The organism is Salinivibrio sp. ML198 (assembly GCF_001996015.1).
Taxonomy (GTDB): domain Bacteria; phylum Pseudomonadota; class Gammaproteobacteria; order Enterobacterales; family Vibrionaceae; genus Salinivibrio; species Salinivibrio siamensis.
In genome coordinates, this window is sequence record NZ_MUEZ01000003.1 from 70,379 (window position 1) to 94,719 (window position 24,341).

Below are 24,341 nucleotides of genomic sequence, written 5' to 3' on the forward strand. Positions count from 1 at the left end.
CTCATAAAACAATAAGACGATATGGATAAATCTAAACAGCGGGCGCTAACCCAATGGCTCAAGTCGCAGAGCACGTTAGCCAAACCCTGGTTAGTTGCGACGATTAGTATTGCACTCCTCTCCGGTGTGCTTTTGATTGCCCAGGCAGCACTTCTTGCCCACCTGCTGCACCAGTTGATTATTGAACAAACAGATAAATTTGCCCTACTCCCAAGCTTTTTTGCCCTGGCTGTTGTCGTGATAGTGCGTGCGCTATGCAGTTGGGCGAAAGAGCAAACGGGTTACCGCTGTGGTGAAGCGATTCGCCAACATATTCGTCATTTAATCCTGAATCGTCTCGAGGCGTTGGGGCCGGTGAGTATCCAAGGGCGCCCAGCAGGCAGTTGGGCGAGTCTGATTTTAGAGCAAGTGGAAGAGTTACAAGACTTTTTTGCCCGTTATTTACCACAAATGGCCATCGCCGTCCTGATCCCGTTGGTGATCTTAGTCGCCGTTTTCCCAATCAACTGGGCCTCAGGATTGATCTTTTTAGTGACCGCACCGTTGGTCCCCTTTTTTATGGCCTTAGTTGGCATTAAAGCCGCTGATGCCAACCGAAAGAACTTTAAGGCACTGCAACGTTTATCCGGTTACTTCTACGACCGATTACGTGGACTGCCCACACTCAAGCTGTTTAACCGCGTCGAAGCGGAGGCCGAACAGCTTCACCTCGCGTCACACACGTTTCGTCAACGCACCATGGAAGTGCTTCGCCTCGCCTTTTTATCATCGGCCGTGCTGGAGTTTTTCACCGCTATTTCCATCGCCGTTGTCGCCGTCTATTTCGGCTTTAGCTTTATTGGTGAGCTCGACTTTGGTCACTATGGCGCCTCCATTTCGCTGTTTACCGGTTTATTTGTTTTAGTGCTCGCCCCCGAGTTTTATCAGCCGTTGCGCGATCTCGGCACCTTTTATCACGCCAAGGCGCAAGCGATTGGTGCGGCTGAGTCGATCGTTGAATTCCTGGACGCTCAGCCAGATACCGGCACTCAAGGTGAGGCCACGCCTGATTTATCCACCGTCGCTATTATCGCGCACGACCTGGAGGTACTCAGTCCCGACGGCCACGTATTGGCTGGGCCCATGCGTTTTTCCGTTCAGCCAGGCGAGCAGATTGCGCTCATTGGCGTCAGTGGCGCAGGCAAATCCAGCCTCCTTAACGCCCTGCTTGGTTTTCTGCCCTACCGTGGTAGCCTCACCATTAATGGCTGCGAACGCCGTGATCTCTCCATCAGCCACTGGCGCCAATCGATCAGTTGGGTCGGGCAGAATCCGCAACTTTTCCACGGCAGTATCCGCGACAATATTGCTCTGGCCAACCCTGAGGCAACGCCAGATATGATTAATCAGGTGATGACGCAAGCGTACGTGGATGAATTTGTGATGCGATTGACCGACGGCTTAGCCCACGCTGTCGGTGACCGAAATGGGGGGTTATCGGTGGGTCAAGCACAGCGTATTGCCGTCGCGCGAGCGCTATTACAAGATGGCGCCCTCTGGGTACTGGATGAACCGACTGCAAGCCTAGACGCACATAGCGAAAATCGCGTGCTGGAAACCTTGAGTGCAGCAACACAAGATAAAACCTGTATACAGGTATCGCACCGTTTGGACTCACTCGCCAACAGTGACCAAGTCTGGGTAATGATGGATGGGAAACTCGTGCAACAAGGCCCATATCACAGTCTGGCTGACTCGGGCCCGCTGGCAGAGATGCTGGCTTCCGCCGATAGGAGAAACCTCGATGCGTGAACTACTGCCCTATCTTCGCCTTTATAAGCGCCACTGGTTTGGTTTGAGTTTAGGCATGGTACTGGCGTTTGCCACACTATTTGCTGCTATTGGCCTACTCACCCTCTCCGGCTGGTTTATTGCCGCTGCGGCTGTTGCAGGCCTGGCGGGTATCGCTACCTTTAATTACATGCTCCCTGCCGCGGGTGTGCGTGGCTTCTCTATTGGTCGTACCTTTGGTCGTTGGGCCGAACGTGTGGTTAGCCACAATGCCACCTTCAAACTATTGGCAGATTTGCGCGTGTCATTTTTTCGCAAACTCGCCCCGTTAGTCCCTGATCAAGGGCTGAATATGCGTGATGGCGATTTGCTTAATCGCATGGTCGCCGATGTCGATGCGATGGACCACGTTTATCTGCGCCTAGTCAGCCCGATGATGGTCGGTATCGTCGGTATCCTGGCCGTGAGTATCTTCCTGGGGTGGTTTGACCCAAGGCTTGGCATGGCGCTTGGACTGACCTTGCTCGCGTTACTGATTGGGCTGCCCATCCTTTTTTATCGCTTGGGTAACGATCAAGGCCGTGCTCAATTGGAGCAAAACGCAGCCACACGCATAGCACTGCTCGATTGGTTACAAGGCCACGCCGAGCTGGCTTTATTTGGCGCACGTGACCGTTATCGCGCCCGCATCGATGACAGCGAGCAAGCGATGCTTCACGCACAAGCCAATATGGCGCGTATTACCGGATTGGCCAATGCCGTGCTCGTCGCGGCCACAGGGCTAACATTGGTGATGATGATTTGGCTCGCAGCAGATGGTGTCGGTGAGCGTATGCCAGGCCCACTGATCGCGATGGTCGCCTTTACAACCATGGCCAGCTTTGAGCTGATGATGCCTATTACCGCCGCGTTCCAATATCTGGGTAAAACGCTTACCGCTGCCAAACGACTGAATGCGATCACCGAGCGAGCCCCCAGTGTCCCCTTCCCTTCCCACGGACATACTGGCCCTGCCGTCGGCGATATTTGCTTTGATAACGTCAGTTACCAATACCCAGGCGCGGCACAAGACGCGGTTTCAAATATCTCGCTCCACGTGACACCGGGACACACACTGGCACTGCTAGGAAGGACGGGATGTGGTAAGTCAACCTTATTGAGCTTGCTCACCCGCGCGTGGGATCCCACCCAAGGTCAAATCACCCTTGATGGGGTGCCTCTAATGCAATGGCAAGAAACCGCGCTGCGTGACGCCATGTCTGTGGTGACACAAAGCGTTGATTTGTTCAATGGCACACTGCGCGACAACCTTACCCTCGCTTGCCCAGAGGCATCAGACGATGATCTCGCCTCTGCCCTGCACCGCGTCGGCTTAACCGGGCTGCTCGAAGGCCAAGGGCTAGACGCATGGTTGGGCGACGGCGGACGACAACTCTCTGGGGGCGAGCGCCGCCGCTTGGGGATTGCTCGTGGCCTCTTGCACCCCGCGCCGATTATGTTGCTTGATGAGCCAACGGAAGGACTGGATGTGCAAACCGAAGCAGAGATCCTATCCTTACTGCAAGACCATTGTCAGGATAAAACCGTGGTGATCATTACCCATCGATTGGTTGGCTTGGCACATATGGACACAGTGTGTTTAATGGATGCAGGCCGCATTATTGAGCAAGGCACGCACCAAGACTTGCTGGCACGTAACGGTCGCTATGCACAACTCATGAACCGCTTGTAATAAGAGAGTGTACGATGACCCTCTTTTTACCCCCTTTAGCGCAAAATGATGTCGGCTTTCCGCCCGTGAATGAGGCGCTCTCTCACCCCGATGGCTTGCTCGCCATTGGGGGAGATCTATCACCTGCGCGGCTAATGTCGGCTTATCGCAGTGGTATTTTCCCCTGGTTTGGCGAAGATGACCCTTTATTGTGGTGGTCGCCGAGTGAACGCGCCATCCTTCAGCCCTCTGATTTTCACGCCAGTCGCAGTTTGCGTAAAGCCGCCAAAAAGTCTGCGTATACCATCACGTTCAATCGCGCATTCGAGACGGTGATCGCTACCTGCGCGACTATTCGTGGACCTGAACAGACCTGGATTACCGATGAGATGCAAGCCGCTTACTGCCAGCTTCATCAGCAAGGCGATGCCCACAGTGTGGAAGTGTGGGACGGAGCACACCTTGTCGGCGGGCTTTACGGTGTCTCTGTAGGCCGTGTGTTCTGTGGTGAATCCATGTTTTCCCACACGTCCAATGCGTCAAAGTTTGCCCTTTGGCAATTTAGCCAATTCTTCGCGCAACGAGGAGGGCACTATATTGACTGTCAGATGATGACCCCACATTTAGCCTCTTTGGGCGCCAAACCCTGGACACGCGACGCGTTTATCGCCGCGCTGCACGCTCATCGCGATCACTCCATTATCCAGGGCTGCCAACCGCAGCAGATAGCAGATTGGAGGCCACAATGAGTGTGGGGATCCAAGTAGGCGTCACACCTACAGCATCTTGCCAATACTTGTCTCACCAGCAAGAGCAACTGGCCGTGGTGATGTCGGCGGATTACCACACGCCCGAGCGATATGCTGCACTGTTAGCCGCTGGCTTTCGTCGCAGTGGTAACCTTATTTACCGGCCGCACTGTCCTCAATGCCAGGCCTGCCAAGCGCTTCGGATTGATGTGGCCAAATATCAACCCTCAAAAAGCCAAAAGCGTCATCGCAGCCAGCTTAATCGCCTAGAGATTAAAGTGAGTGATGAGCTTGATGAGAACTGGTTTGCGCTCTTTCAACGGTACATCGCCACTCGCCATGCTGATGGCAATATGTACCCTGCCAAGCGCCAAGATTTTCTCGACTTTATCGGTAGTGACTGGTTATCCCCGCGCTTTATCCATTTGTATCAACGCGATCATAACCAACTCACCCTGGTTGCCATCGCCGTGACTGATGTCGTCGCCGACGGGTTAAGTGCGCTTTATACCTTTTTCGAACCAGAGCACCGCTTCTCTCTTGGACGCGTCAGTATTCAGGCACAGCTACAACTGGCAAATTCACTCCATTTACCCTGGCTCTACCTGGGCTATCAAATCGACACCTGTCCAGCGATGCGCTACAAGGCGGACTATTATCCACATCAACGCTTTATCAACCAGCAGTGGCGGGCGTTTTCCTGGCCGCTTATTCCACAATAGTGGCTATTTTTTCTAGCAAGGAGCGCCCCAACAGGGTAAAATTCGCACCCGAACTTTACAGACTTTCAGAATAGAGGCATTATCTGTCGGTCAAAAAATTGGCTACCAGAAGAGGCCTAAGAGGATTCAATGGCAAAAGAAGACGTAATTGAAATGCAAGGCACCGTACTCGATACGTTGCCTAATACTATGTTCCGCGTAGAACTAGAAAACGGTCACGTGGTGACTGCCCACATTTCAGGCAAGATGCGTAAGCACTACATCCGCATCCTGACCGGCGACAAAGTCACTGTTGAAATGACCCCTTACGATTTGTCCAAAGGTCGCATCGTTTTCCGTTCGCGTTAATCCTCCGAACGCGATCAAAAAACCCGGCAGCGATGCCGGGTTTTGCTTTTTCGCCTCAAGCTGGTTAAGCAGGTTCCATTTGATCACTGAATTGGAAGTCTAACCGGTTATCTTTCAATACCACACGAACCGTCCCTCCATTGACCAGACAGCCAAACAGCAGCTCATTAGCCAGTGGCTTTTTCAAGTTATCTTGGATAACGCGCCCCATCGGCCGTGCTCCCATTGCCTTGTCATAGCCTTCTTCCGCTAGCCAGCGCTTAGCCTCTGACGTCACCTCAAGCGACACGCCCTTGGCGTCCAGCTGAGCTTGTAGCTCGACAATGAACTTGTCCACCACTTGCAAGATAACTTGCTCATCCAAGTGATTAAACCAGATGATGTTGTCCAAACGGTTACGGAATTCTGGCGAGAACACCTTCTTAATTTCGGACATTGCATCATGACTGTGGTCTTGCTGAATCAGGCCAATCGACTTACGCACCGTCTCGGCCACGCCAGCATTGGTCGTCATCACCAAGATAACATTGCGGAAATCGGCTTTGCGTCCGTTGTTGTCCGTCAAAGTGCCATTATCCATCACCTGTAACAACAGGTTGAACACGTCTGGGTGTGCTTTCTCAATTTCATCAAGCAGCACTACACTGTATGGGTGCTTGATCACCGCATCGGTCAGCAACCCGCCCTGATCGTATCCCACATAGCCTGGGGGAGCACCAATCAAGCGGCTCACTGTGTGACGTTCCATGTACTCCGACATGTCAAAGCGCTGCAGCTCAATGCCCATCGCGCGGGCCAATTGTACCGTGACCTCGGTTTTACCGACCCCAGTAGGCCCGGCAAATAAGAAAGAGCCGACCGGTTTATTCTCATCGCCCAGTCCTGCGCGGCTTAACTTGATCGCTTCAGACAACGCGGTGATGGCGGTATCTTGGCCAAACACCAACATTTTCAGCTTGTCATCCAGCGACTGCAGCACGTCTTTATCTGACGAAGAAATCGACTTCTCAGGAATACGCGCCATTTTCGCAATCATACTCTCAACATCAGGGACATTGACCGTCTTCTTGCGTTTGCTGGCTGGCGCCATACGACACCGCGCCCCCGCCTCATCGATCACATCGATCGCTTTATCTGGCAAATGACGCTCATTAATGTATTTCGCCGACAGCTCCACAGCAGCACGAATGGCCTTATTGGTATAACGCACTTCGTGGTGGGCTTCGTATTTGGGTTTCAGCCCCATCAAGATTTTAGTGGTGTCATCAATAGATGGCTCAATCACGTCGATTTTCTGGAAACGGCGCGCCAGTGCCCGCTCTTTTTCGAAGATAGAGCCATACTCTTGGTAGGTCGTCGAGCCGATACAGCGTAACTTTCCGCTACTCAACAGCGGCTTAATCAAGTTGGCGGCATCTACCTGGCCACCACTGGCAGCACCTGCGCCAATGATAGTGTGGATCTCGTCGATAAAGAGCACCGCATGATCTTCTTTTTCGAGTTGCTTCAAAATCGATTTAAAGCGCTTCTCAAAGTCACCACGGTATTTGGTCCCGGCTAACAGAGACCCAATGTCGAGCGAATAAATCACGCAATCTTTGATCACATCTGGCACTTGCCCTTCGACAATACGCCATGCGAGCCCTTCTGCAATTGCCGTCTTACCGACCCCGGCTTCGCCAACCAACAGGGGGTTATTCTTACGACGGCGACACAGGACTTGGATGGTGCGCTCAAGTTCCTTATCACGACCGATTAACGGATCAATACCGCCAACCCGCGCGAGCTGATTAAGGTTAGTCGCGAAGTTCTCCAACCGGTCTTCACCCGGCTCCGCACCGGCCTCATCGGCGCCCATGTCACTGCTTGGCAGATCGTCGCCTTCATCTTTCGTGGTGCCATGAGAGATATAGTTGACTACGTCAAGGCGACTCACGTCGTTCTTTTTAAGCAGGTAAGCGGCGTGGGACTCTTGTTCGCTAAAGATGGCCACCAACACGTTCGCACCGCTTACTTCGCTACGACCGGATGACTGCACATGAAAAACAGCCCGCTGGAGTACTCGCTGGAAGCTTAGCGTTGGCTGCGTTTCCCGCGACTCATCGTCCGCAGGGATCAGCGGCGTGGTTTGTTCGATAAACGCATCAAGTTCTTTGCGCAGCGCCTCCAAATCTGCACGGCACGCGACCAGCGCATCGTGCGCGGCCGCATTTTCGATCAACGCGAGAAGCAGGTGCTCCACCGTCATGAATTCGTGGCGTTTTTCACGCGCACGTGCAAACGCGCCATTCAAACTGGCTTCAAGTTCTTTGTTAAGCATAAAGGCACCTCCCTCAAAAACCGCGCTAAAGCGTGATGGAGCCGGCTAAGCTTTCTCCATCGTGCACAGTAGCGGATGGCCATGCTCTTTGGCATACATCATTACCTGTGCCACTTTCGTTTCAGCGACCTCGGCGGTAAATACGCCACAGACCGCTTTTCCTTCATAGTGCACCGTCAGCATGACTTGCGTCGCTTTGTCCACATCCATGGCAAAAAACGTCTGGAGCACATCGATAACAAACTCCATCGGAGTATAGTCATCATTATTTAGCACCACCTTGTACATTGATGGCGGTTGCAACTTGGTTTTTTCTGACGATTCGGCCTCTGCGTCAGGCAAACCCCACTGGTTCCAATTACTCATAACTCATTCAATGCATTGTTAGGGTGTCTCGGTAAGTGATGTGGCGGGGCACTACTGCCATCCACGATTCCCGTCCACCTATACTTAAAGTTAAGCCACAGATTGTATTCCAGCAACCTTTTCATTGCGAACACCGTTTGCCTGAGCAATTGTTAAGCACTGCATTATGTAATAGTGTCTGGCGCAGCATTTCGTTCACTGCGCGCGACACGAACGTGTCATCGCTCACTGCATCAAAATGCATAAAAAACAAGGCAATCCGGCTAGCCAATAACGTGTGGGTGGATCGCATCAAGCGCGACAGGTGAGAAATAGGTACACGCCTCTCTCGATTCGACAATATTCACTCCATGATCATTTTTAAGCAGGCGTACTCGTTGCGTAATGCCAGTAGCGCTCATGCCAATCCAAACACTTAAGGGCTAAAGAGCAAGTTATTAGAATAAAAAGTAATAGTTCAGCCCTGTAATAGCGCATCTATCACTGTAATCACACGGGTTTATAGCGAAAACATCCAGGGTAAAATCTAAAAAACTATGCAATTGAGATGTCTGTTGTTGAATGAATAATTGCCACTTCCTCACACTTTTTCGATTCGATATTACATTACTGTTATAAGTTATACCCCACACTTGACTGCCTAAAAGTATCTACTAAAGTGAAACATGTGGTAGGTAAACTAACCATGTCACTTCTATTCAATCATATCAGTGATGGCAACAGTGCCGCGCTGCCGGGATTGATGAGGTGGAATGAACGCGTTTATCGCAGGTATGCAAAGTTTGATGCAAGAAGGATGTGTCGCATGGAAACTGGTACAGTAAAATGGTTTAACAATGCAAAAGGATTTGGCTTTATTTGTCCGGTAGAAGGAGAAGGCGATGTGTTTGCCCACTATTCTACCATCCAGATGGACGGATATAAGACATTAAAGGCGGGACAAACCGTCAACTACGAGGTTCAGGAAGGACCAAAAGGCTACCATGCCAGTGAAATTGTGCCAGTCGATCAAGAAGCGGCTAAATAGCGCTGAATCCGGTCGGCCAAATGGAAAAGGCGAGCTTACCGCTCGCCTTTGTTGTGTTTGACCGAACTCAATGCCGTCTAGAGTAACCCAAGCATCTGTTTGTAGTGGCGGCGACACACAGAAACATAACGTTCATTGCCCCCAATCACCACCTGATCACCATCCGCAATGGCATTACCCTCGCTATCTTGGCGAATAACTCGACTCGCTTTACGTCCACAATGGCACACGGTTTTCAGTTCAACGAGCTTATCAGCCCACGCCAACAAGTACTGCGACCCTTCAAACAGCTCACCACGAAAATCCGTTCTTAATCCATAACACAATACTGGGATCCGCAGCTTATCCACCACATCAGTGAGCTCAAGGACTTGCTGTTTGGTCAAAAATTGGCTCTCATCAATCAATAAACAGTCAACTTTCTCTTGCGCCAAGATAGTCGCAACGTGCTCGAATAGCGACGTCTGATTGTCATACAGGTGGGCATCAGCTTCTAAGCCAATTCGCGAACTAATTTTTCCGACCCCATAGCGGTTATCAATCGCGGCGGTAAAGAGTAGAGGCTGCATACCGCGCTCTTGGTAGTTAAAGGCCGATTGTAACAAGGTGGTCGACTTACCCGCGTTCATTGCCGAATAATAAAAGTATAACTGAGCCATAACTGTCTCTACACGTAATGCCCATTGTGGGCGAGCTGGATTAAATAAACAGGCATGCTACCGCACTAGCAGAAAAAGAAAAGCCCCGCCGAAGCGAGGCTAGATAATTAACCGACCAATTTACACGGTCGCTTTTTAAGCCACATTAACCCAGCACATAGTGCAACGAACGCAAACACGGTCGCCATCAAAGACCAAAGAAGTGACGCGGTAAAGCCTAACACCATGAAGCCTACGGTTGAGACAAGCGCCCCGCCAATAGCATAAGGGAGCTGGGTGGCGACGTGATCAATATGTCCACATCGTGCCCCTGTTGAAGACAAGATAGTGGTATCAGAAATTGGTGAACAATGATCGCCAAATACCGCCCCCGCCAATACTGCTGAGAGCATAGGTAGCATCAGAGCAATGTCTGTCGCCGCGGCAAGATCGCCCGCGATAGGAAGCATAATACCGAACGTCCCCCACGACGTCCCTGTTGCAAAGGCCATCACTGCCGCCAACAAGAAGAGCACCACAGGCAAGAATTGCGCCGGTAAGTTCCCCTCAACCAAGGACGACAAATATTTGCCTGTTTGTAGATCACCAATAATATGGCCAATTGACCAAGCAAATAACAGAATGAGGATCGCGCCAAACATAGACTTTGCGCCCACCCAAAGGGTTTTCGCAATATCTGATACCGCAATACCTTGTTTACCTGTCATCACTAAGGACACAGCTAAACCCGCCAGTCCACCCCACAGCAATGACATGCCGACATCGGTATTTTCAAACGCGCCGAGGAGAGAAAAGGATTGTGCATCAGCGGCCAAGGCCTGTCCGCCGGTATATAGCATCGCCCCCACCGTCGCCACGACTAGCATAATAATGGGGGCGACCAAATCAGCCACGCTGCCTTTATCACTTTCTTCAATCCCTAAGTCATCGCAGATATCAGCGCAGTTTTCACTTTCATCGCCCAATCGACTGCCTTTTTTCGCCTGATATTCAAACTGACGCATCGGGCCAATATCCAGTTGAAACCAAACCACCGCAAACACTAAGAGCAAGGCAAAAATGGCGTAAAAGTTCATCGGGATCATGGTGACAAATGCCCCTAGCGCCGTGTAATCCGTCACACCATGCGCCACTAAAATCGAGCCAATCACGGTAATGATATAGGCTCCCCAGCTTGATGCTGGTGTGATCACACACATAGGGGCTGCCGTGGAGTCAAGAATGTAAGCCAGTTTCGCTCGAGAGACGTGAAATCTATCTGTCACGGGGCGAGAAACGGCGCCCACCGCTAAGCTGTTGAAATAATCATCGACAAATATAAATACGCCGAGAAAAGCGGCGAGCAGTTTCGCCCCACGTTTACTCTTGATCCGACTTTGCGCCCAATTGGCGAACGCGCGTGTGCCTCCAGAAAGAGACAGGAGCGCAGTGATCATACCGAGTAAAATAAGAAACGCGAGAATACTTAAATTCCAGCTATTTAAGCCTCCATCAGCAATAAATAGTCCAGTGATCACCTCAAGTAAGTACTGTCCAGAAGAGAGGAAAGAAAAATCGGTCAGTAACACAGTACCTAGTACGATTCCCATGCCCAACGACAATAAAACCCGTCGTGTGGCAATCGCGAGGCCTAGCGCCAATAAAGGGGGAAGCAGTGATAAAGCGGATGAAGAAAAATCTGTTAAGTTCATGATCTCAGTGTCAACCAGGTGGTTGGAGATCTACTGCAGAAATGAAGACGGTAAGGTGTGGTATCACACGGCAAACAGCTTGCCTCCTACATACAGTAGCGCTCCATAGTGTATTTCCAAGTACTATGGCAGTGCTGCCCCTATTCGGTAACAGCCCCAGCTCAATCGGTGTGATGACCTGATTGGCTTCGGCGTTGTTTCCTTTTATGCGCTCTCATCGGTATCACCCTCTTGCGCACGACTTATAAACAACGCACCTCTACGTTAAGCGTGGTGCATTCTACACAACGTGTTTACTATCGCAACTATTTATGGTTGAAAAAACGTCGATTAACCCCCACCTTAACTCGATGCCAATAAAATGCGTCTTATCTTCTATTTTTTTAGACATCTGTTTCAAAAAAGACAATAGAATTAAAGTCAAATTTGCGGTTAACTTGCAATTAATGAACAATATGGCGTATTAATATAGGTCATATTGTATATTTCAATTATACTGCTATCATTCTTTCAATTAACATATAAATCAAATAGGAACCAATAATGTCTGATGCAATGAAAGCCTTACTCAATTTGCGTAGCTTACGCGCAGTTGCAAAAGAGATGTCTACTGAGCAACTGAACGAAGCCTTAGAAAAATTACAAACGGTTGTTGAAGAGCGCAAAGAAATCGATCGCCAAGCTGAAGCGCAAGAAAAAGAGCGCTTAGAGAAGTTAGAAAAATACCGTGCTATGTTAGAAGCCGACGGTATTGACCCAGAAGAAATCGTGGCATTGTTAGGTGGTGCTTCTAAGAGCAAAGCATCGGGTAAACGCGCGACTCGTCCAGCAAAATATCAATATACGGGCGAAGATGGCTCACAAAAAACCTGGACAGGCCAAGGTCGTATGCCGAAAGTGATTCGCGAAGCGATTGAGAGCGGTGCGGCTAAGCAGGAAGATTTCCTCATCCCAGGCCAAGAAGCCTAAGTCCATATTCCCGCATAAAAAAAGAGGCGCTCAGCCTCTTTTTTTTTATCCCTTAACCAAATTTAATTCTGTCTGCCAAATGGCTCACCGCTAACGCAAAGTAGTGCGAGCGATTCCATTTCAATAAACTCTGATAATTATTATAAACAAGATAAGCCCTGCCTTTACCATCATCAGGCTGAATCAACCACGCATTGATATCGACGGCGGGTAGCGCCTGACCATTCAAACGGCGCACACCACGCGTCTGCCAGGCACTCAATGAGTGTGCTTTATCACTGTCGGTGCCAAGCAAAGTACGATCTATTCCTGCAGGTAGCTGTACTTGCCGCCCCCATGTATAAGTATCATCCCACCCGGCTTTTTTTAAGTAATTCGCAGCAGACGCAAAAACATCGGCTTCTGTTTGCCAAATGTCTTTCTTACCATCTTGATTGCCATCGACCGCGTAATTAATAAACGAGCTTGGCATAAACTGGCATTGGCCCATTGCCCCTGCCCAAGAGCCTTTCATCGCTTCTGGCGCAATGTGCCCTTGCTGTAATATCTTCAGTGCAGCCATGGTCTCTTTACGAAAAAAGGCCTCTCGACGACCATCAAAGGCTAATGTTGATAAAGCTTCAATCACATTATAACTGCCCTGAAGTTTGCCAAAATTACTTTCTACGCCCCATAAAGCCACAATAAAACGCGGCTGAACTTGGTACTGCTCACCGATGGTTTTCAACGTGTCGTAATGTTCACGATACAGTTTTTTCGCTTGGGCGACTTTCCAATCAGGCACAGCACGCGGAATATATTCATCCAGCGTAAGGCGTCGCTCAGGTTGATTTCGATCGGAGCTGACCGCACGCTCGTGGTATTCAACGTCCTTAAACGCACGCTCAAGTAACGCATCACTGATGCCCGCCTCTCGTGCCTCGGCTTTTAAGGTGGTCACATACTGCTCGAATCCGGGCTTGGCCATCACAGGGCTCACCAAAAGTGCCGCCGCGATAGAAGCTGAAATCATACCTTTGCGCATAGTCTTCCTTTTACAGTTTTTCGTTTTTATTACGAATGGCCTGCAATGCCGCATCAGGTGGCGGGGGCAATTGCACAAAAAAGCCATCACTTTGCAGGCTTTGTTTAACCTTATTGATGTCAACAGCAGCCAGTTTATCGCGCTTGTCTAAGTTGATCATCATGGCAAATTCGGGTTGCCCAAAGCTATTCATTAATGCCTCAGGCACATCATCAAATTTATCTTTCTCTGCAAGATAAAGATAGGTGCCTTCTTTCTTTTTGCTACGATAAATTGCGCAATACATCTCAAAAGTCCTCATGAGCATGCCATATTACTGGCGATAAATTGTCATCTCGGGGTAAAGGTTTGTTAAGCTTTGCAGCAAAGTGTGTCAAAACGCGTCTCTGCTGCCATTTCTCATTCAAACGTTAAAAAAACACCATTAAAGGGAGAAATGCCGCATCAACGGCAAACCCTGCTTGCCGCATTGGCGCTGTGAATATACCATGCTATCCAACGTCTGATAATGCGCGTCTGACTCGTGTTTAAATGACAAAACCGGGATCGAATAACATGCTCAAACAACCGGAGTTGAAAGGCTCAACCTTTACCCTTTCCGTCCTCCACCTCGTTGACGATAATTTTGCTGCCGCTGCCAATGTTTTGACAGAGAAAGTCACCCAAGCACCGGCCTTTTTTCAAGGCGCCCCTGTTGTCGCTGACATTAGCCGCCTATCACAATGTCCTGATATCGGTGCCTTAAAGCAGTGCTTACAGGCCACAGGCATGATTCTCGTCGGATTGACCGGCGTCACCCATAATGATACACGCGAGCTTGCGCTGAATGCGCAACTAGCCGTGCTCAAGTCAAGCAAGCAATCCCGAGTTGCCGATCCGATTCAGCCGCCTGCCAAAGTGGTCACCGCCCCCGTGCGTTCAGGTCAGCAAATCTATGCGAAAAACGCCGATCTGGTGATCCTCAATCATGTCAGTGCCGGCGCGGAAGTGATAGCCGATGGCAGTATTCATATCTATGGCGTTTTGCGTGGCCGAGCTATTGCCGGCGCAAGTGGACAAAAGCAAGCGCGTATTTATTGTCAGAACCTTCAGTCAGAATTATTGTCAGTAGCAGGAAGCTATTGGCTCAGCGATAAAATTCCATCAGAACATTTAGAGCGACCTTCCATGGTCTCGCTTAATCAAGAAAGCTTACACATTGACCCCCTCACGCTATAAGAGAATAAGGAAGAGGAATGGCACGAATTATTGTAATTACTTCCGGTAAAGGCGGTGTTGGTAAAACAACATCGAGTGCGGCATTGGCGACCGGGTTGGCCATGACAGGCAAAAAAACCGCCGTGGTCGATTTTGATATTGGCCTACGTAACCTGGATTTGGTGATGGGCTGTGAGCGTCGGGTCGTCTATGACTTTGTCAATGTCATTAATGGCGAAGCCAATCTGCATCAAGCATTAATTAAAGACAAACGCGTAGACAATTTGTTTATTCTGCCAGCCTCACAAACACGCGATAAAGATGCGCTAACCAAAGACGGCGTGGAGCGGGTTCTAAAAGACATGGATGAGCTTGGCTTTGAATACATTATTTGCGACTCGCCCGCGGGCATTGAAGCCGGTGCATTAATGGCGCTGTATTTTGCTGACGAAGCGATTGTTACCACCAATCCAGAGGTTTCATCCGTACGCGACTCTGATCGGATTCTTGGTATTCTCGACTCCAAGTCACGCCGCGCAGAAAACGGCGAGGATCCGGTAAAACATCACTTATTACTCACTCGCTATAATCCTGCACGTGTGACCAACGGTGAAATGCTCAGTGTTGAGGATGTTGAAGATATCTTGCGTATTCCACTGTTAGGGGTCATCCCGGAGAGCCAGTCTGTGTTGCACGCCTCAAACAAAGGCGAGCCAGTGGTACTTGACCAAGAATCTGATGCAGGCCAAGCCTATGAAGATGCCATTGCGCGTCTGCTGGGTGAAGAGCGTCCCTTCCGCTTTATCGAGGAAGAGCGCAAAGGTTTCCTAAAACGCTTATTTGGAGGCTAATGTGGCACTGCTTGAATTCTTCCGCCCATCTAAGAAAAAGTCGGCCAATATTGCCAAAGAGCGTTTACAAATTATTGTTGCCGAGCGTCGCAGTGCAGATAGCCCAGCGCCGACTTATTTGCCTCAGCTCAAGCAAGATATTTTAGACGTGATCCGCAAATACGTGGATATCGCACCGGACCAAGTGTCTGTCAGCCTAGAGCAAGGCGATGATGACCTATCCGTCTTGGAGCTGAATGTCACCTTGCCCGAAGAGGGAAAAGAGAGCTAGATCTCAATCACAACGGGCTAATACACAAAGCGGTGGCTCAAGGCCACCGCTTTTGTTTATGCGTGAGATGATCACTATGCCCCTGGGGCGTTAGGGATCATCGTCAGCAATGTCTCACCCACTAACCGAAAGCGCCACCCCGAGGCTAAGTCAGGACGTTTGTCTTCTTGACGCTCCTCTCGCCATACCCAGGTAATCAATTGATTAAGCTGCTTTTTAGAACCAATAAACTCAGGCGCTAAGCCTGATTTATCTGCCTGGGCTTGCACCTGCTCCTTAATCGCTTTAATCACCGACTTATACCCAGGCTCATCGACTAAGCGTGTGATGGCCGGCGGGCATTTGGCTAACGGGGTTTTATCCGCTTGCGTGGCCAACGTGATCAAGGTTTGCGCGTGATAACGCACTTCAAATTTGTCGAACCCATGCTCGTTCATTTGCTCAACCGTACGAATACCATAACGCGCCATTTTCCAGAGGTTTTGCTCTTTAACGATAAAGTTGAGTGCCATATTCCGGCGGCGCGCTTCCTTAGCTCGCCACTTGGCAAGGGCTTGCAATACCGCTAACTGTTGAGGTTTAAGCTGCCACGCATATTTAATATCGAGATAAGCTGCTTCATCCGGCTTTACCCACTGCTTTTTGCGGCACAACAGGCCACACTCTTCTACCATGGCGTCATACCACGGTGTGTCGGATAGCGCTTGAGTCAGCGCTTGATAAAGCGGTAGCAAGTAATACACATCAGCGGCCGCATACTGTTTCTGCTTGTCCGTTAAGGGACGTGCACACCAATCAGTGCGCGACTCTCCTTTATCTAAGCTCACGCCGACATAACGCTCTACCAAGCTTGCGAAGCCCTCGGAGACGCCATGACCTAAAAAGGCGGCGACGATTTGCGTGTCTACCATGGGGGTTGGCAACACGCCCGCGTAGTGCTGAAAAACCTCTAAGTCTTCGCTACTCGCATGTAACACCTTGGTGACTTGGGTGTCAGTCAACAGCGCCCATAACGGAGAAAGATCATCAATGGCTAGCGGGTCAACCAGCACCAGTTGCTCGCCATCATAAATCTGGACCAGCCCCAATTGTGCATAAAAGGTACGCGTACGGACAAACTCGGTATCAAGCATCACAACGGCTTGGTCACGGAAATGTGCGCAGATATCGACCAGCTGTTGATCGGTGGTGATTTGTTGATAGTTCACAAAAAAGCCCATAAAGAAAATGCCGGCGAGGCCGGCATTTCGTGATTCGTTATCGACAGTTTACCCTTTTCTGGGTCGGTTCGCATTAAGCTGACGCTTTTTGCTCAGTGGCTTGCGGCTCATCGCGTAACTCTCGACGCAGAATTTTACCCACATTGGTTTTAGGCAGTTCATCTCTAAATTCCACGACACGTGGTACCTTGTAGCCAGTGAGGTGTTTGCGACAGTGCGCCACAAGATCATCTCGCGTAAGCGAAGGATCTTTTTTGACCACACAAATTTTAACCACTTCACCAGAATTCTCATCTGGCTGGCCAATGGCGGCCACTTCTAACACCTTGTCATGTAACGCAACGACATCTTCCACTTCATTAGGATACACATTAAAGCCAGAGACGAGGATCATGTCTTTTTTGCGATCGACAATATGCAAGAAACCATCATCATCGAACTGCACCACATCGCCAGTCGCTAACCAACCCTGTTCGTCGATACTGTCTCGTGTCGCCTCTGGACGATTCCAATACCCTTGCATCACTTGCGGGCCACGCACTAACAACTCACCCGGCTGGTTGTCCGCCACATCTTCACCCTGATCATCAACGATGCGCACCTCCGTCGATGGCACGGGCAACCCAATGGAGCCGTTGTAGTCACGTAAATCATAAGGATAGGCCGCAACCAGTGGCGAACACTCCGTCAACCCATATCCTTCGAGCAAATGCTTGCCAGTCAGCTTTTTCCAATTTTCCGCGACAGCCCTTTGCACGGCCATACCGCCACCGACGGTCAAGCGCAGGTTAGAAAAGTCCAACTCATGGAAATCTTCGTTATGGAGTAGCGCGTTAAACAGGGTATTCACGCCTGTAATGGCCGTAAACGGATACTTTTGTAGCTCTTTAACAAAACCTGGAATATCGCGTGGGTTGGTGATCAGTAGATTTTGTCCACCCATTTCAATAAACAAGAGGCAATTGACCGTGAGCGCAAATACGTGATAAAGCGGCAATGCAGTGACAACTAACTCCTCACCTGCATTGAGTACCGGCTGATACGTCCCTTTGGCTTGATAGACGTTAGCTAACATATTTCTATGCGTGAGTACGGCGCCTTTCGCTAACCCCGTGGTGCCACCGGTATATTGTAAAAATGCAATATCCTCGCCTTTCAAAAAAGGCTTCACATATTGCATACGTCGACCACGGCGCAGCGCTTGGCGCATCGAGGTCGCGTGCGGCAAATGATACTTAGGCACCATTTTTTTGACGTATTTGACTACAAAGTTAACCAGGGTCCCTTTGGCTCGTGGCAACTGTTCACCCAAACTGGTCAATACCACGTGTTTCACCGGCGTATTGTCGACCACTTTCTCTAACGTGTGAGCAAAGTTACTCACAATCACAATCGCCTTTGCCCCGGCGTCCGTTAATTGGTGCTCAAGCTCGCGAGGGGTGTACAACGGGTTAACGTTCACGGCGACACAACCGGCTCGTAAAATACCAAACAGGGCAATTGGGTATTGCAGCAAGTTCGGCATCATAATGGCAACGCGATCGCCTTTTTTCAGTTTCAGCTCGTTTTGTAGATAGGCTGCAAACGCACGGCTACGCTCTTCCAGTTTACGAAATGTCATGACCTGCCCCATATTAATGAAGGCAGTTTGATCCGCGTACTGCTGGACAGAATGTTCAAACATCTCGACCAGAGAGCGATGGGCATCTGGATCTATTTCCGCCGGCACATCCGACGGGTAACGATTAAGCCATACCTTTTCCACTGGCTTTCTCCTATGTGTTAACTTGCAGGCTATATTGCCTGCTTCGATCGACGCGAGGCATAATTCAAACAGGTGTTTAACCTGCCCACCATAGCGTTAATATTATTTTTACACGAGCATTTTAAGTGCGCGTTTGAATTTTGGTCACAAAATCCGTTATTAACGACACAGTTTGTTGCGGTTGCTGAAGGTGACAATGGTGTGTCCCGGGGATCTCAATGAGTGTCAATTGCTTAAACCACGTGGCTCGTTGCGCGGCATCGGCAGAGCGCAGCGCAGGATACCCATCTGTCGCGCGAATCGCCAGCACAGGGCATTCAATCGCTCGAATAATCGACTCTCCATGGCCGGGCGCCATTCGATACAGTGGCTCACCACGAAGCTTAGGATCATGACGCCAACGTACACCATGACCGCATGTCTCGATCCCGCGTGCTACCAGTGGCATCAGTGACTGACAGGCGACTTTATTAATGGATGCGCGCAATTGTAGCGCCTTAATCGCAGAATCAAAGAGACGTGGGGGTTTTTGCGCTGAATTTAAGCGCTGATTGAGACTTTTCGCGATGCGTTCGGTGATTTTATGTTCAGGTTCAACAATGGGCCCCAACGCTTCTATCGAGACAACCCCCGCGATCGACTCAGGAAAACTGGCCGCGTAACAGCTAGCCACTAACCCTCCCAATGAGTGCCCCACCAATATGACGGGTCCCTTTTTCTCAGGTTGCGAACAAAGTGTTTGGTGAAGCACTTGATGCAAGCTGTCTAGATAATCAAAAAACGGGTAGTGATAATCCCCGGTTTTGTGCTCAGACAAACCGTGCCCGGGCCAATCAAACATAAGTAACCCGTAGTCTTGAGGCAGCATGGGGATCAGCGAATCAAAACTCGCCAGGTTGTCTTGCCAGCCATGTAAAAAAACCAATGTTGGCGCTAAGCCGTTTGCTGGGCGTCTTGCCGCGGCCACTGTCACATCATTAAGTCGAATCGAGGTCGGCGTTAAGCCAGACGATAACCCGAGTGCTGCCGGATCAGACGCCAATAATGCCTCGAGAGCCTCCGTCAATGGCGGTGTCATCATCACAATCACATACAAGGGCTAATAAGGTAAGCTAATCACGCTTTGCACCCGTCCCGTGCCGACGCCAATGCGCACTCGGGAGCAGTACAAGCCGTAGCAATAAGGTCTGTCATCATCAACCACATGCTGTTCAATATCCCAAAGCTGGTGCCCTGTTACCCTAAGCACGGGGTAATCATAGGAATAATCCCCCACTTTTCCCGCTTGACGGCCCTGAAACTCGCCCAACACCGTTATCGGCCGGCCTTTGGCATAATCAGCCGGTTCAATAAAGCCAGTAAAAATCGCTTTGAAGCGCCCAAGCGACGAGGCATCGATATCGGGCCGACCCGCTGTCGACGTTGGCACCGCCACTATTTCAACCACAGAGTCCTGTTCACGGTTATTCACCCCAACGATCAAGCCACCAAGGCGCACCTCTTCCCCTTGGTTTGCCTCTGTCATTTTCGCGACCACCGGGTATTCGGTCACGGGCTGGTCCATCCGGCCTTTTAGGGACTCAGGCAAACTTGTACAGCCACTCAGTAGTAACATGCCGCATAAAACTAACAGGTAAGACTTCATATCAGGCTCCTTTCGCGCCACATCACACATAGATATCGACGCCTACTAAGTTGATCAGTTCCTCTCGCCTGGCTTGATTTAACACCGCGAAGTAGGAAGCCATCGCTTGACGGCCGCGGCCATCCGGCAAATCATATTGCACGTACGCTTGTTTCGCCTGTTCTGCTTGCGCAATCGCGGCGGGGTCGACACGCTGGCGAACCGCCTTAGCCACTTGCGTCGTCTTGGGCGTTTGTTTGCGCGTCGTTTGCGGCTTTTTGCCCGCACGCTGGGGATGGTTAGGCCGGTTTGTCTGTGGGGAGGATACACCGTTAATCGATACCATATTCACGTCCTATGCTGCCGGCCTCATGGTGGTTATTCGCGCCCGGGTAACTTTTTCCAAGTGACTTTATCCCGCAGATACGTGGGGCTAGCAAGCTCCGCAGCGACTGTGTCTCCCGCACGATACGCCTGCTTAGCAATCTCCAGCATATCTTGTGCTTGGGGGTATAACACCTCTGACGGCGCTGTCTGCAATGCTAAGCGTGTTGCCAGATCAGGATAGGCTGCCCATCCGGTTCCTGCCAATGTCCACACCCCCTCGGTGCACTCAGGGGTGAATGCGTCCGGGGCGACGACCCTCTCTTCACCGACACACTGCCATACGCCAGCGTCAGTCCGCAGATATTGGCCAACATAGAGTTCACCCATACGCGCATCAATCGCCGTCAATACGCGCGTCGCATTATGTAAGCGACCGCTTTGTGCTGCCATCGCTGCCAATGTTGAAACGCCAATCATTGGGAGATCTGCACCAAACGCTAGACCTTGTGCAATTCCGATGCCAATACGGACGCCTGTGAAACTCCCCGGCCCGCGGCCAAACGCGAGTGCATCCAATTGCGTCAATGTTAGGCCCGCTTCTGCCAATACCTCGTCGACCATGGGTAGGATCTTGTTGGTATGCTCACGCGGTGCAATTTCGCTGCGTGTGATAATCTGATCATCACAGCACAGTGCGACAGAGCAGTTTTCGGTCGCCGTATCTACGGCCAATATTCGTAGCGTCATTTAACCCTCTATCGGTTGATCTAATAAATGCGATTGCATCGTGTTGCTGTCGGTGTCACTGCCCGACAAAAAATCGTCAATGTGGTGTAAATCCCGCGTGCGAGGGATCGCCGGCAAGCTGCGCAAAAAGGTTGCGCCGTATGCGCGGGTCACCAATCGGTTGTCACAAATAACCAGTGCACCAAAATCTTGTTGATCCCGAATGAGACGCCCCACCCCTTGCTTTAGGGTGATCACCGCTTCGGGGATCTGTACCTGAGCAAAGGGATCGCCCCCTTGCAGTTTACAATCTTCTATTCGTGCTTTTAATAAAGGATCATCGGGGGAAGCAAACGGGAGTTTATCGATGATCACACAACTGAGCGCTTGTCCACGCACATCAATGCCTTCCCAAAAGGCGCCCGTCGCCACCAGCAACGCATTGCCCAACGACAAATACTCCGCCAATAAGCGCTGCTTGGGCATCTCTCCTTGCATGAGGACGGGCAATGACAGCTGCTCACGAAACAAGGCTGACAGCTCTCGTACCATTTGATGTGACGTACACAGGAAAAAGCAACGCCCTTGGTTACGTTCAATCACCGGTCCCAATAATGCGGCAAGTTTGTTGGCACGACGAAAACTATTGGTTTCCGGTACATGACGAGGCACGCAAAGCCTCGCTTGATTGGGGTAGTCAAAGGGGCTTTCCAATGTCATTTGTTGCTTAGCATCAATCCCGAGACGGTGATTAAAATGCGCGAAGTCGCCCTCAACGGCCAAGGTAGCGGAGGTAAAAATCCAAGCGCCGCCCTGTTCGGCCATTTGCTCACGAAAACGATCCGCCACCGATAAGGGGGTAATATTGAGGCTAAAGTGGTGACGAGTACACTCGTACCAATAAGAGTACCCGGTGATTGAGGTATCTTTTAAGCGTGCAAGCCGCGCTTTAAATAAGGTGATGCGATCAAATGCAGCGTCAAGCAATTGACTGCGGCCGAGTGATAATTTCACCACGTCATGCGCAAGATCGAGCGCATCTGATAACCGTACCAGTTCTTTCTCTACGCTGGGCGACGTCTGTAATTCGCGCCAGTTACCTCGGTATCCAGGCTCGCCCATCACCAAGCGCATATCCATCGCAGCTTGCGAGAGGCGATCAGCAACTTTTTCCAGTTGACGCGTGTCTCGTAACTCAGTGCGATAGGCGATATGAATGTCTTTGGCAACATCTTGCAGCTGCCGGCTAGATAGAGATTGGCCAAAATACTGACTGGCAATGTCCGGAAGCTGATGCGCCTCATCAAACACCATCACGTCTGCTTCTGGGATGAGCTCGCCAAACCCCGTTTCTTTGATGGCAACATCCGCTAAAAATAGGTGATGGTTGACCACCACCACGTCGGCATCCATCGCACGACGCCGCGCTTTGACCACATAACAGTCTTCATAACTTGGACAGTCTTTACCAAGGCAATTGTCATTGGTGGACGTCACCACAGGGATCAGTGGGCTGTCTTCAGCCAGTGCGTCACATTCACTCAGATCACCCGACTCGGTATAGGACGACCACTCGCGAATTTTAACCAGCTGACTCAATTGCCCAGGCTCGCTGTCGGGGCGGTGGCACTCACTAATTTGTCGCTCGAGTCGCTCTGGGCACAGGTAATTGACTCGGCCTTTCAATAAGGCGGTGGTTCCTGTATAGCCCAAGGCTGACTTCATCAGCGGTAAGTCTCGATGGTAGAGCTGCTCTTGCAGATTTTTCGAGCCCGTGCTGATGATGGCCTTTTTACCACTTAATAAAACAGGCGCCAGATAGGCATAGGTTTTCCCGGTTCCTGTGCCCGCTTCCACCACGAGCTGGCCTTGGTCACGAATTGCCGCATCAACAGCAATCGCCATATCTGTTTGCGGCTGGCGAGGCACAAAACCATCAATCGCTTTGGCCAGCGCACCGGTGTCTGAGAAAACCTTACGGATCATTGTATAAATACACAGGGGGAAAGCCGCCATTATGCCAAACCCCTCTTCGGGATGAAACCACTCCCCTGAGAAACCGATGGCGCATCGTAAAATCACTTTGACCTTGCGGCTGAGACAGGGTACAACCGAGGGTTTAGTCATCAGCAGTACACGACCAACATGGAACGAAAAACACTTCTCACGGACTGTCCTGACGCCCAAGGGCTCATCGCGACCATCACCAACATTTGCTATAAACATCAGCTCAACATTATTCACAACCGAGAGTATGTCGATAATGTCACTGGGCAGTTTTATATGCGCACTGAGCTGGAGGGGATTTTTAACGATCACACCCTGCTTCTCGACCTTGACCATGCGCTACCACCTGGCAGCCAGCGCCAGCTGATTAGCTCGCGCCGCAAACGCGTCGTCATCATGGTCACCAAAGAATCCCACTGCCTCGGCGACATTTTAATGAAAGCCTATGATGGCTCGCTCGAGATTGATATTGCAGCGGTAGTCGGTAACTACGACAAACTACAACATCTGACTGAGCGCTTTGATATCCCTTTTCATTATGTCAGCCATGAGGGCCTAAGCCGAGAAGAGCACGAGCAAGCCATGCTCAAAGCGATTCAACCCCATCAGCCTGACTACATCATTCTAGCGAAATACATGCGGGTTCTGACGCCTGACTTTGTTGCCCAATATCCGCATCGCATCATCAATATTCATCACAGCTTTTTGCCCGCATTTATCGGTGCCCGTCCATACCATCAAGCGTTTGAGCGTGGGGTCAAAATCATTGGTGCCACCGCCCACTTTGTCACCAATGACTTGGACGAAGGGCCGATTATTGGCCAAGACGTGATTCATGTTGATCACAGCTTTAGCGCACAAGATATGGCCAAAGCAGGCCGCGACGTGGAAAAAAGTGTGCTAAGTCAAGCAATTGAATGTGTTGTCGAAGACCGGGTATTTGTCCATGGCAATAAAACCGTGATCTTGTAAAACGACAACATTGGTTGAGCCAGTG

24 protein-coding genes and 1 riboswitch are annotated in these 24,341 nt (G+C 50.5%); of the genes, 11 read left to right on the top strand and 13 right to left on the bottom strand.

The annotated features are described in order from the left end of the window. Positions 1-21 precede the first annotated feature (21 nt). From cydD to infA, 5 genes are all read left to right on the top strand, one after another. Positions 22-1,791, top strand: coding sequence for a heme ABC transporter permease/ATP-binding protein CydD (gene cydD / locus BZG25_RS02805; protein WP_077638512.1), 1,770 nt, complete (start codon positions 22-24; stop codon positions 1,789-1,791). After that, positions 1,784-3,502, top strand: coding sequence for a heme ABC transporter ATP-binding protein/permease CydC (gene cydC, locus BZG25_RS02810; protein ID WP_077638513.1), 1,719 nt, complete (start codon positions 1,784-1,786; stop codon positions 3,500-3,502). Before cydD ends, cydC begins: the two co-directional genes overlap by 8 nt. 14 nt (positions 3,503-3,516) lie before the next feature. Further along, on the top strand, positions 3,517-4,230 hold the full coding sequence (gene aat, locus BZG25_RS02815; RefSeq protein WP_077638514.1) for a leucyl/phenylalanyl-tRNA--protein transferase: 714 nt from the start codon (positions 3,517-3,519) through the stop codon (positions 4,228-4,230). Continuing rightward, the gene (locus tag BZG25_RS02820) at positions 4,227-4,952 is read left to right on the top strand and encodes an arginyltransferase (protein ID WP_077579214.1); all 726 of its coding nucleotides are present in this window, start codon (positions 4,227-4,229) and stop codon (positions 4,950-4,952) included. The genes aat and BZG25_RS02820 overlap by 4 nt, the downstream gene beginning before the upstream one ends. Positions 4,953-5,081: 129 nt before the next feature. Beyond that, positions 5,082-5,300: a translation initiation factor IF-1 gene (gene infA / locus BZG25_RS02825; RefSeq protein WP_021022425.1), complete on the top strand. Its 219-nt coding sequence runs from the start codon at positions 5,082-5,084 to the stop codon at positions 5,298-5,300. 64 nt (positions 5,301-5,364) lie between these two features. Here infA and clpA read toward each other — a convergent pair whose 3' ends face one another. Continuing rightward, positions 5,365-7,620, bottom strand: coding sequence for an ATP-dependent Clp protease ATP-binding subunit ClpA (clpA, locus tag BZG25_RS02830; protein WP_077579213.1), 2,256 nt, complete (start codon positions 7,618-7,620; stop codon positions 5,365-5,367). A gap of 45 nt (positions 7,621-7,665) precedes the next feature. Further along, a complete protein-coding gene (gene clpS / locus BZG25_RS02835; protein WP_046073527.1) occupies positions 7,666-7,986 on the bottom strand; it encodes an ATP-dependent Clp protease adapter ClpS in 321 nt (106 codons plus the stop codon). 805 nt (positions 7,987-8,791) lie between these two features. Between clpS and cspD the strand changes: the two genes are divergently transcribed. Continuing rightward, a complete protein-coding gene (gene cspD / locus BZG25_RS02840; RefSeq protein ID WP_046073528.1) occupies positions 8,792-9,013 on the top strand; it encodes a cold shock domain-containing protein CspD in 222 nt (73 codons plus the stop codon). A 77-nt stretch (positions 9,014-9,090) separates the two neighbouring features. Here the strand turns inward: cspD and BZG25_RS02845 are convergent, their stop codons facing one another. After that, complete coding sequence (locus tag BZG25_RS02845) at positions 9,091-9,672, bottom strand: thymidine kinase (RefSeq protein WP_046073529.1); 582 nt, start codon at positions 9,670-9,672, stop codon at positions 9,091-9,093. A gap of 107 nt (positions 9,673-9,779) precedes the next feature. Next, positions 9,780-11,363: a Na+/H+ antiporter NhaC family protein gene (locus tag BZG25_RS02850; protein WP_077638515.1), complete on the bottom strand. Its 1,584-nt coding sequence runs from the start codon at positions 11,361-11,363 to the stop codon at positions 9,780-9,782. 88 nt (positions 11,364-11,451) lie between these two features. Beyond that, positions 11,452-11,633, bottom strand: a riboswitch (Lysine riboswitch). Positions 11,634-11,906: 273 nt separating this feature from the next. On the opposite strand from BZG25_RS02850, the gene BZG25_RS02855 reads away from it, so the two are divergent. Beyond that, positions 11,907-12,332, top strand: a complete 426-nt coding sequence (locus tag BZG25_RS02855) for an H-NS family nucleoid-associated regulatory protein (RefSeq protein ID WP_046073531.1) — start codon at positions 11,907-11,909, stop codon at positions 12,330-12,332. A 52-nt stretch (positions 12,333-12,384) separates the two neighbouring features. Here BZG25_RS02855 and BZG25_RS02860 read toward each other — a convergent pair whose 3' ends face one another. Together BZG25_RS02860 and BZG25_RS02865 are read right to left on the bottom strand one after the other, a co-directional pair. After that, positions 12,385-13,356 carry a lytic transglycosylase domain-containing protein gene (locus tag BZG25_RS02860; RefSeq protein ID WP_046073532.1) on the bottom strand — a complete coding sequence of 324 codons (972 nt, stop codon included), beginning with the start codon at positions 13,354-13,356 and terminating at the stop codon, positions 12,385-12,387. A 10-nt stretch (positions 13,357-13,366) separates the two neighbouring features. Continuing rightward, positions 13,367-13,642 carry a YcgL domain-containing protein gene (locus BZG25_RS02865; RefSeq protein ID WP_069361431.1) on the bottom strand — a complete coding sequence of 92 codons (276 nt, stop codon included), beginning with the start codon at positions 13,640-13,642 and terminating at the stop codon, positions 13,367-13,369. A 269-nt stretch (positions 13,643-13,911) separates the two neighbouring features. On the opposite strand from BZG25_RS02865, the gene minC reads away from it, so the two are divergent. Genes minC through minE form a run of 3 tightly spaced genes read left to right on the top strand, consistent with a single transcriptional unit; the run spans position 13,912 to position 15,675 of the window. Further along, positions 13,912-14,574, top strand: a complete 663-nt coding sequence (gene minC / locus BZG25_RS02870; protein ID WP_077579212.1) for a septum site-determining protein MinC — start codon at positions 13,912-13,914, stop codon at positions 14,572-14,574. A gap of 17 nt (positions 14,575-14,591) precedes the next feature. Next, complete coding sequence (gene minD, locus BZG25_RS02875) at positions 14,592-15,404, top strand: septum site-determining protein MinD (protein ID WP_046073535.1); 813 nt, start codon at positions 14,592-14,594, stop codon at positions 15,402-15,404. A gap of 1 nt (position 15,405) precedes the next feature. Then, positions 15,406-15,675 carry a cell division topological specificity factor MinE gene (gene minE / locus BZG25_RS02880; protein ID WP_046073536.1) on the top strand — a complete coding sequence of 90 codons (270 nt, stop codon included), beginning with the start codon at positions 15,406-15,408 and terminating at the stop codon, positions 15,673-15,675. A gap of 74 nt (positions 15,676-15,749) precedes the next feature. On the opposite strand, the gene rnd is transcribed toward minE, so the two are convergent. The 7 genes from rnd to BZG25_RS02915 all read right to left on the bottom strand — a co-directional run bounded on the left by rnd (position 15,750) and on the right by BZG25_RS02915 (position 23,323). Further along, entirely contained in the window at positions 15,750-16,883 is a 1,134-nt protein-coding gene (rnd, locus tag BZG25_RS02885; protein ID WP_046073844.1) for a ribonuclease D, read from the bottom strand. 85 nt (positions 16,884-16,968) lie between these two features. Next, the gene (fadD, locus tag BZG25_RS02890) at positions 16,969-18,660 is read right to left on the bottom strand and encodes a long-chain-fatty-acid--CoA ligase FadD (protein WP_077579211.1); all 1,692 of its coding nucleotides are present in this window, start codon (positions 18,658-18,660) and stop codon (positions 16,969-16,971) included. 121 nt (positions 18,661-18,781) lie between these two features. Then, positions 18,782-19,741 (bottom strand): alpha/beta fold hydrolase, encoded by a 960-nt coding sequence (locus tag BZG25_RS02895; protein ID WP_241828638.1) that lies wholly within the window; start codon positions 19,739-19,741, stop codon positions 18,782-18,784. 18 nt (positions 19,742-19,759) lie between these two features. Further along, positions 19,760-20,305, bottom strand: a complete 546-nt coding sequence (locus BZG25_RS02900; protein WP_158010043.1) for a Slp family lipoprotein — start codon at positions 20,303-20,305, stop codon at positions 19,760-19,762. A 22-nt stretch (positions 20,306-20,327) separates the two neighbouring features. Then, entirely contained in the window at positions 20,328-20,630 is a 303-nt protein-coding gene (locus tag BZG25_RS16220) for a hypothetical protein (RefSeq protein ID WP_046073539.1), read from the bottom strand. 32 nt (positions 20,631-20,662) lie between these two features. Continuing rightward, positions 20,663-21,358 carry a tRNA (adenosine(37)-N6)-threonylcarbamoyltransferase complex dimerization subunit type 1 TsaB gene (tsaB, locus tag BZG25_RS02910; protein WP_077579209.1) on the bottom strand — a complete coding sequence of 232 codons (696 nt, stop codon included), beginning with the start codon at positions 21,356-21,358 and terminating at the stop codon, positions 20,663-20,665. Beyond that, on the bottom strand, positions 21,359-23,323 hold the full coding sequence (locus tag BZG25_RS02915; RefSeq protein ID WP_046073541.1) for an ATP-dependent DNA helicase: 1,965 nt from the start codon (positions 23,321-23,323) through the stop codon (positions 21,359-21,361). Positions 23,324-23,482: 159 nt separating this feature from the next. Here BZG25_RS02915 and purU point away from each other — a divergent pair, with 159 nt between their 5' ends. Next, positions 23,483-24,316 (top strand): formyltetrahydrofolate deformylase, encoded by an 834-nt coding sequence (gene purU, locus BZG25_RS02920; RefSeq protein ID WP_046073542.1) that lies wholly within the window; start codon positions 23,483-23,485, stop codon positions 24,314-24,316. Positions 24,317-24,341 lie beyond the last annotated feature (25 nt).

Coding starts and splice junctions, on each gene's coding strand:
- minD (WP_046073535.1), top strand. CDS start 14,592: ATGGCACGAATTATTGTAATTACTTCCGGTAAAGGCGGTGTTGGTAAA.
- clpS (WP_046073527.1), bottom strand. CDS start 7,986: ATGAGTAATTGGAACCAGTGGGGTTTGCCTGACGCAGAGGCCGAATCG.
- BZG25_RS02820 (WP_077579214.1), top strand. CDS start 4,227: ATGAGTGTGGGGATCCAAGTAGGCGTCACACCTACAGCATCTTGCCAA.
- purU (WP_046073542.1), top strand. CDS start 23,483: ATGGAACGAAAAACACTTCTCACGGACTGTCCTGACGCCCAAGGGCTC.
- BZG25_RS02895 (WP_241828638.1), bottom strand. CDS start 19,741: ATGATGACACCGCCATTGACGGAGGCTCTCGAGGCATTATTGGCGTCT.
- aat (WP_077638514.1), top strand. CDS start 3,517: ATGACCCTCTTTTTACCCCCTTTAGCGCAAAATGATGTCGGCTTTCCG.
- BZG25_RS02855 (WP_046073531.1), top strand. CDS start 11,907: ATGTCTGATGCAATGAAAGCCTTACTCAATTTGCGTAGCTTACGCGCA.
- BZG25_RS02860 (WP_046073532.1), bottom strand. CDS start 13,356: ATGCGCAAAGGTATGATTTCAGCTTCTATCGCGGCGGCACTTTTGGTG.
- BZG25_RS16220 (WP_046073539.1), bottom strand. CDS start 20,630: ATGGTATCGATTAACGGTGTATCCTCCCCACAGACAAACCGGCCTAAC.
- BZG25_RS02915 (WP_046073541.1), bottom strand. CDS start 23,323: ATGATCCGTAAGGTTTTCTCAGACACCGGTGCGCTGGCCAAAGCGATT.
- clpA (WP_077579213.1), bottom strand. CDS start 7,620: ATGCTTAACAAAGAACTTGAAGCCAGTTTGAATGGCGCGTTTGCACGT.
- infA (WP_021022425.1), top strand. CDS start 5,082: ATGGCAAAAGAAGACGTAATTGAAATGCAAGGCACCGTACTCGATACG.
- minC (WP_077579212.1), top strand. CDS start 13,912: ATGCTCAAACAACCGGAGTTGAAAGGCTCAACCTTTACCCTTTCCGTC.
- tsaB (WP_077579209.1), bottom strand. CDS start 21,358: ATGACGCTACGAATATTGGCCGTAGATACGGCGACCGAAAACTGCTCT.
- cydC (WP_077638513.1), top strand. CDS start 1,784: ATGCGTGAACTACTGCCCTATCTTCGCCTTTATAAGCGCCACTGGTTT.
- BZG25_RS02845 (WP_046073529.1), bottom strand. CDS start 9,672: ATGGCTCAGTTATACTTTTATTATTCGGCAATGAACGCGGGTAAGTCG.
- cydD (WP_077638512.1), top strand. CDS start 22: ATGGATAAATCTAAACAGCGGGCGCTAACCCAATGGCTCAAGTCGCAG.
- cspD (WP_046073528.1), top strand. CDS start 8,792: ATGGAAACTGGTACAGTAAAATGGTTTAACAATGCAAAAGGATTTGGC.
- BZG25_RS02900 (WP_158010043.1), bottom strand. CDS start 20,305: ATGAAGTCTTACCTGTTAGTTTTATGCGGCATGTTACTACTGAGTGGC.
- BZG25_RS02850 (WP_077638515.1), bottom strand. CDS start 11,363: ATGAACTTAACAGATTTTTCTTCATCCGCTTTATCACTGCTTCCCCCT.
- BZG25_RS02865 (WP_069361431.1), bottom strand. CDS start 13,642: ATGTATTGCGCAATTTATCGTAGCAAAAAGAAAGAAGGCACCTATCTT.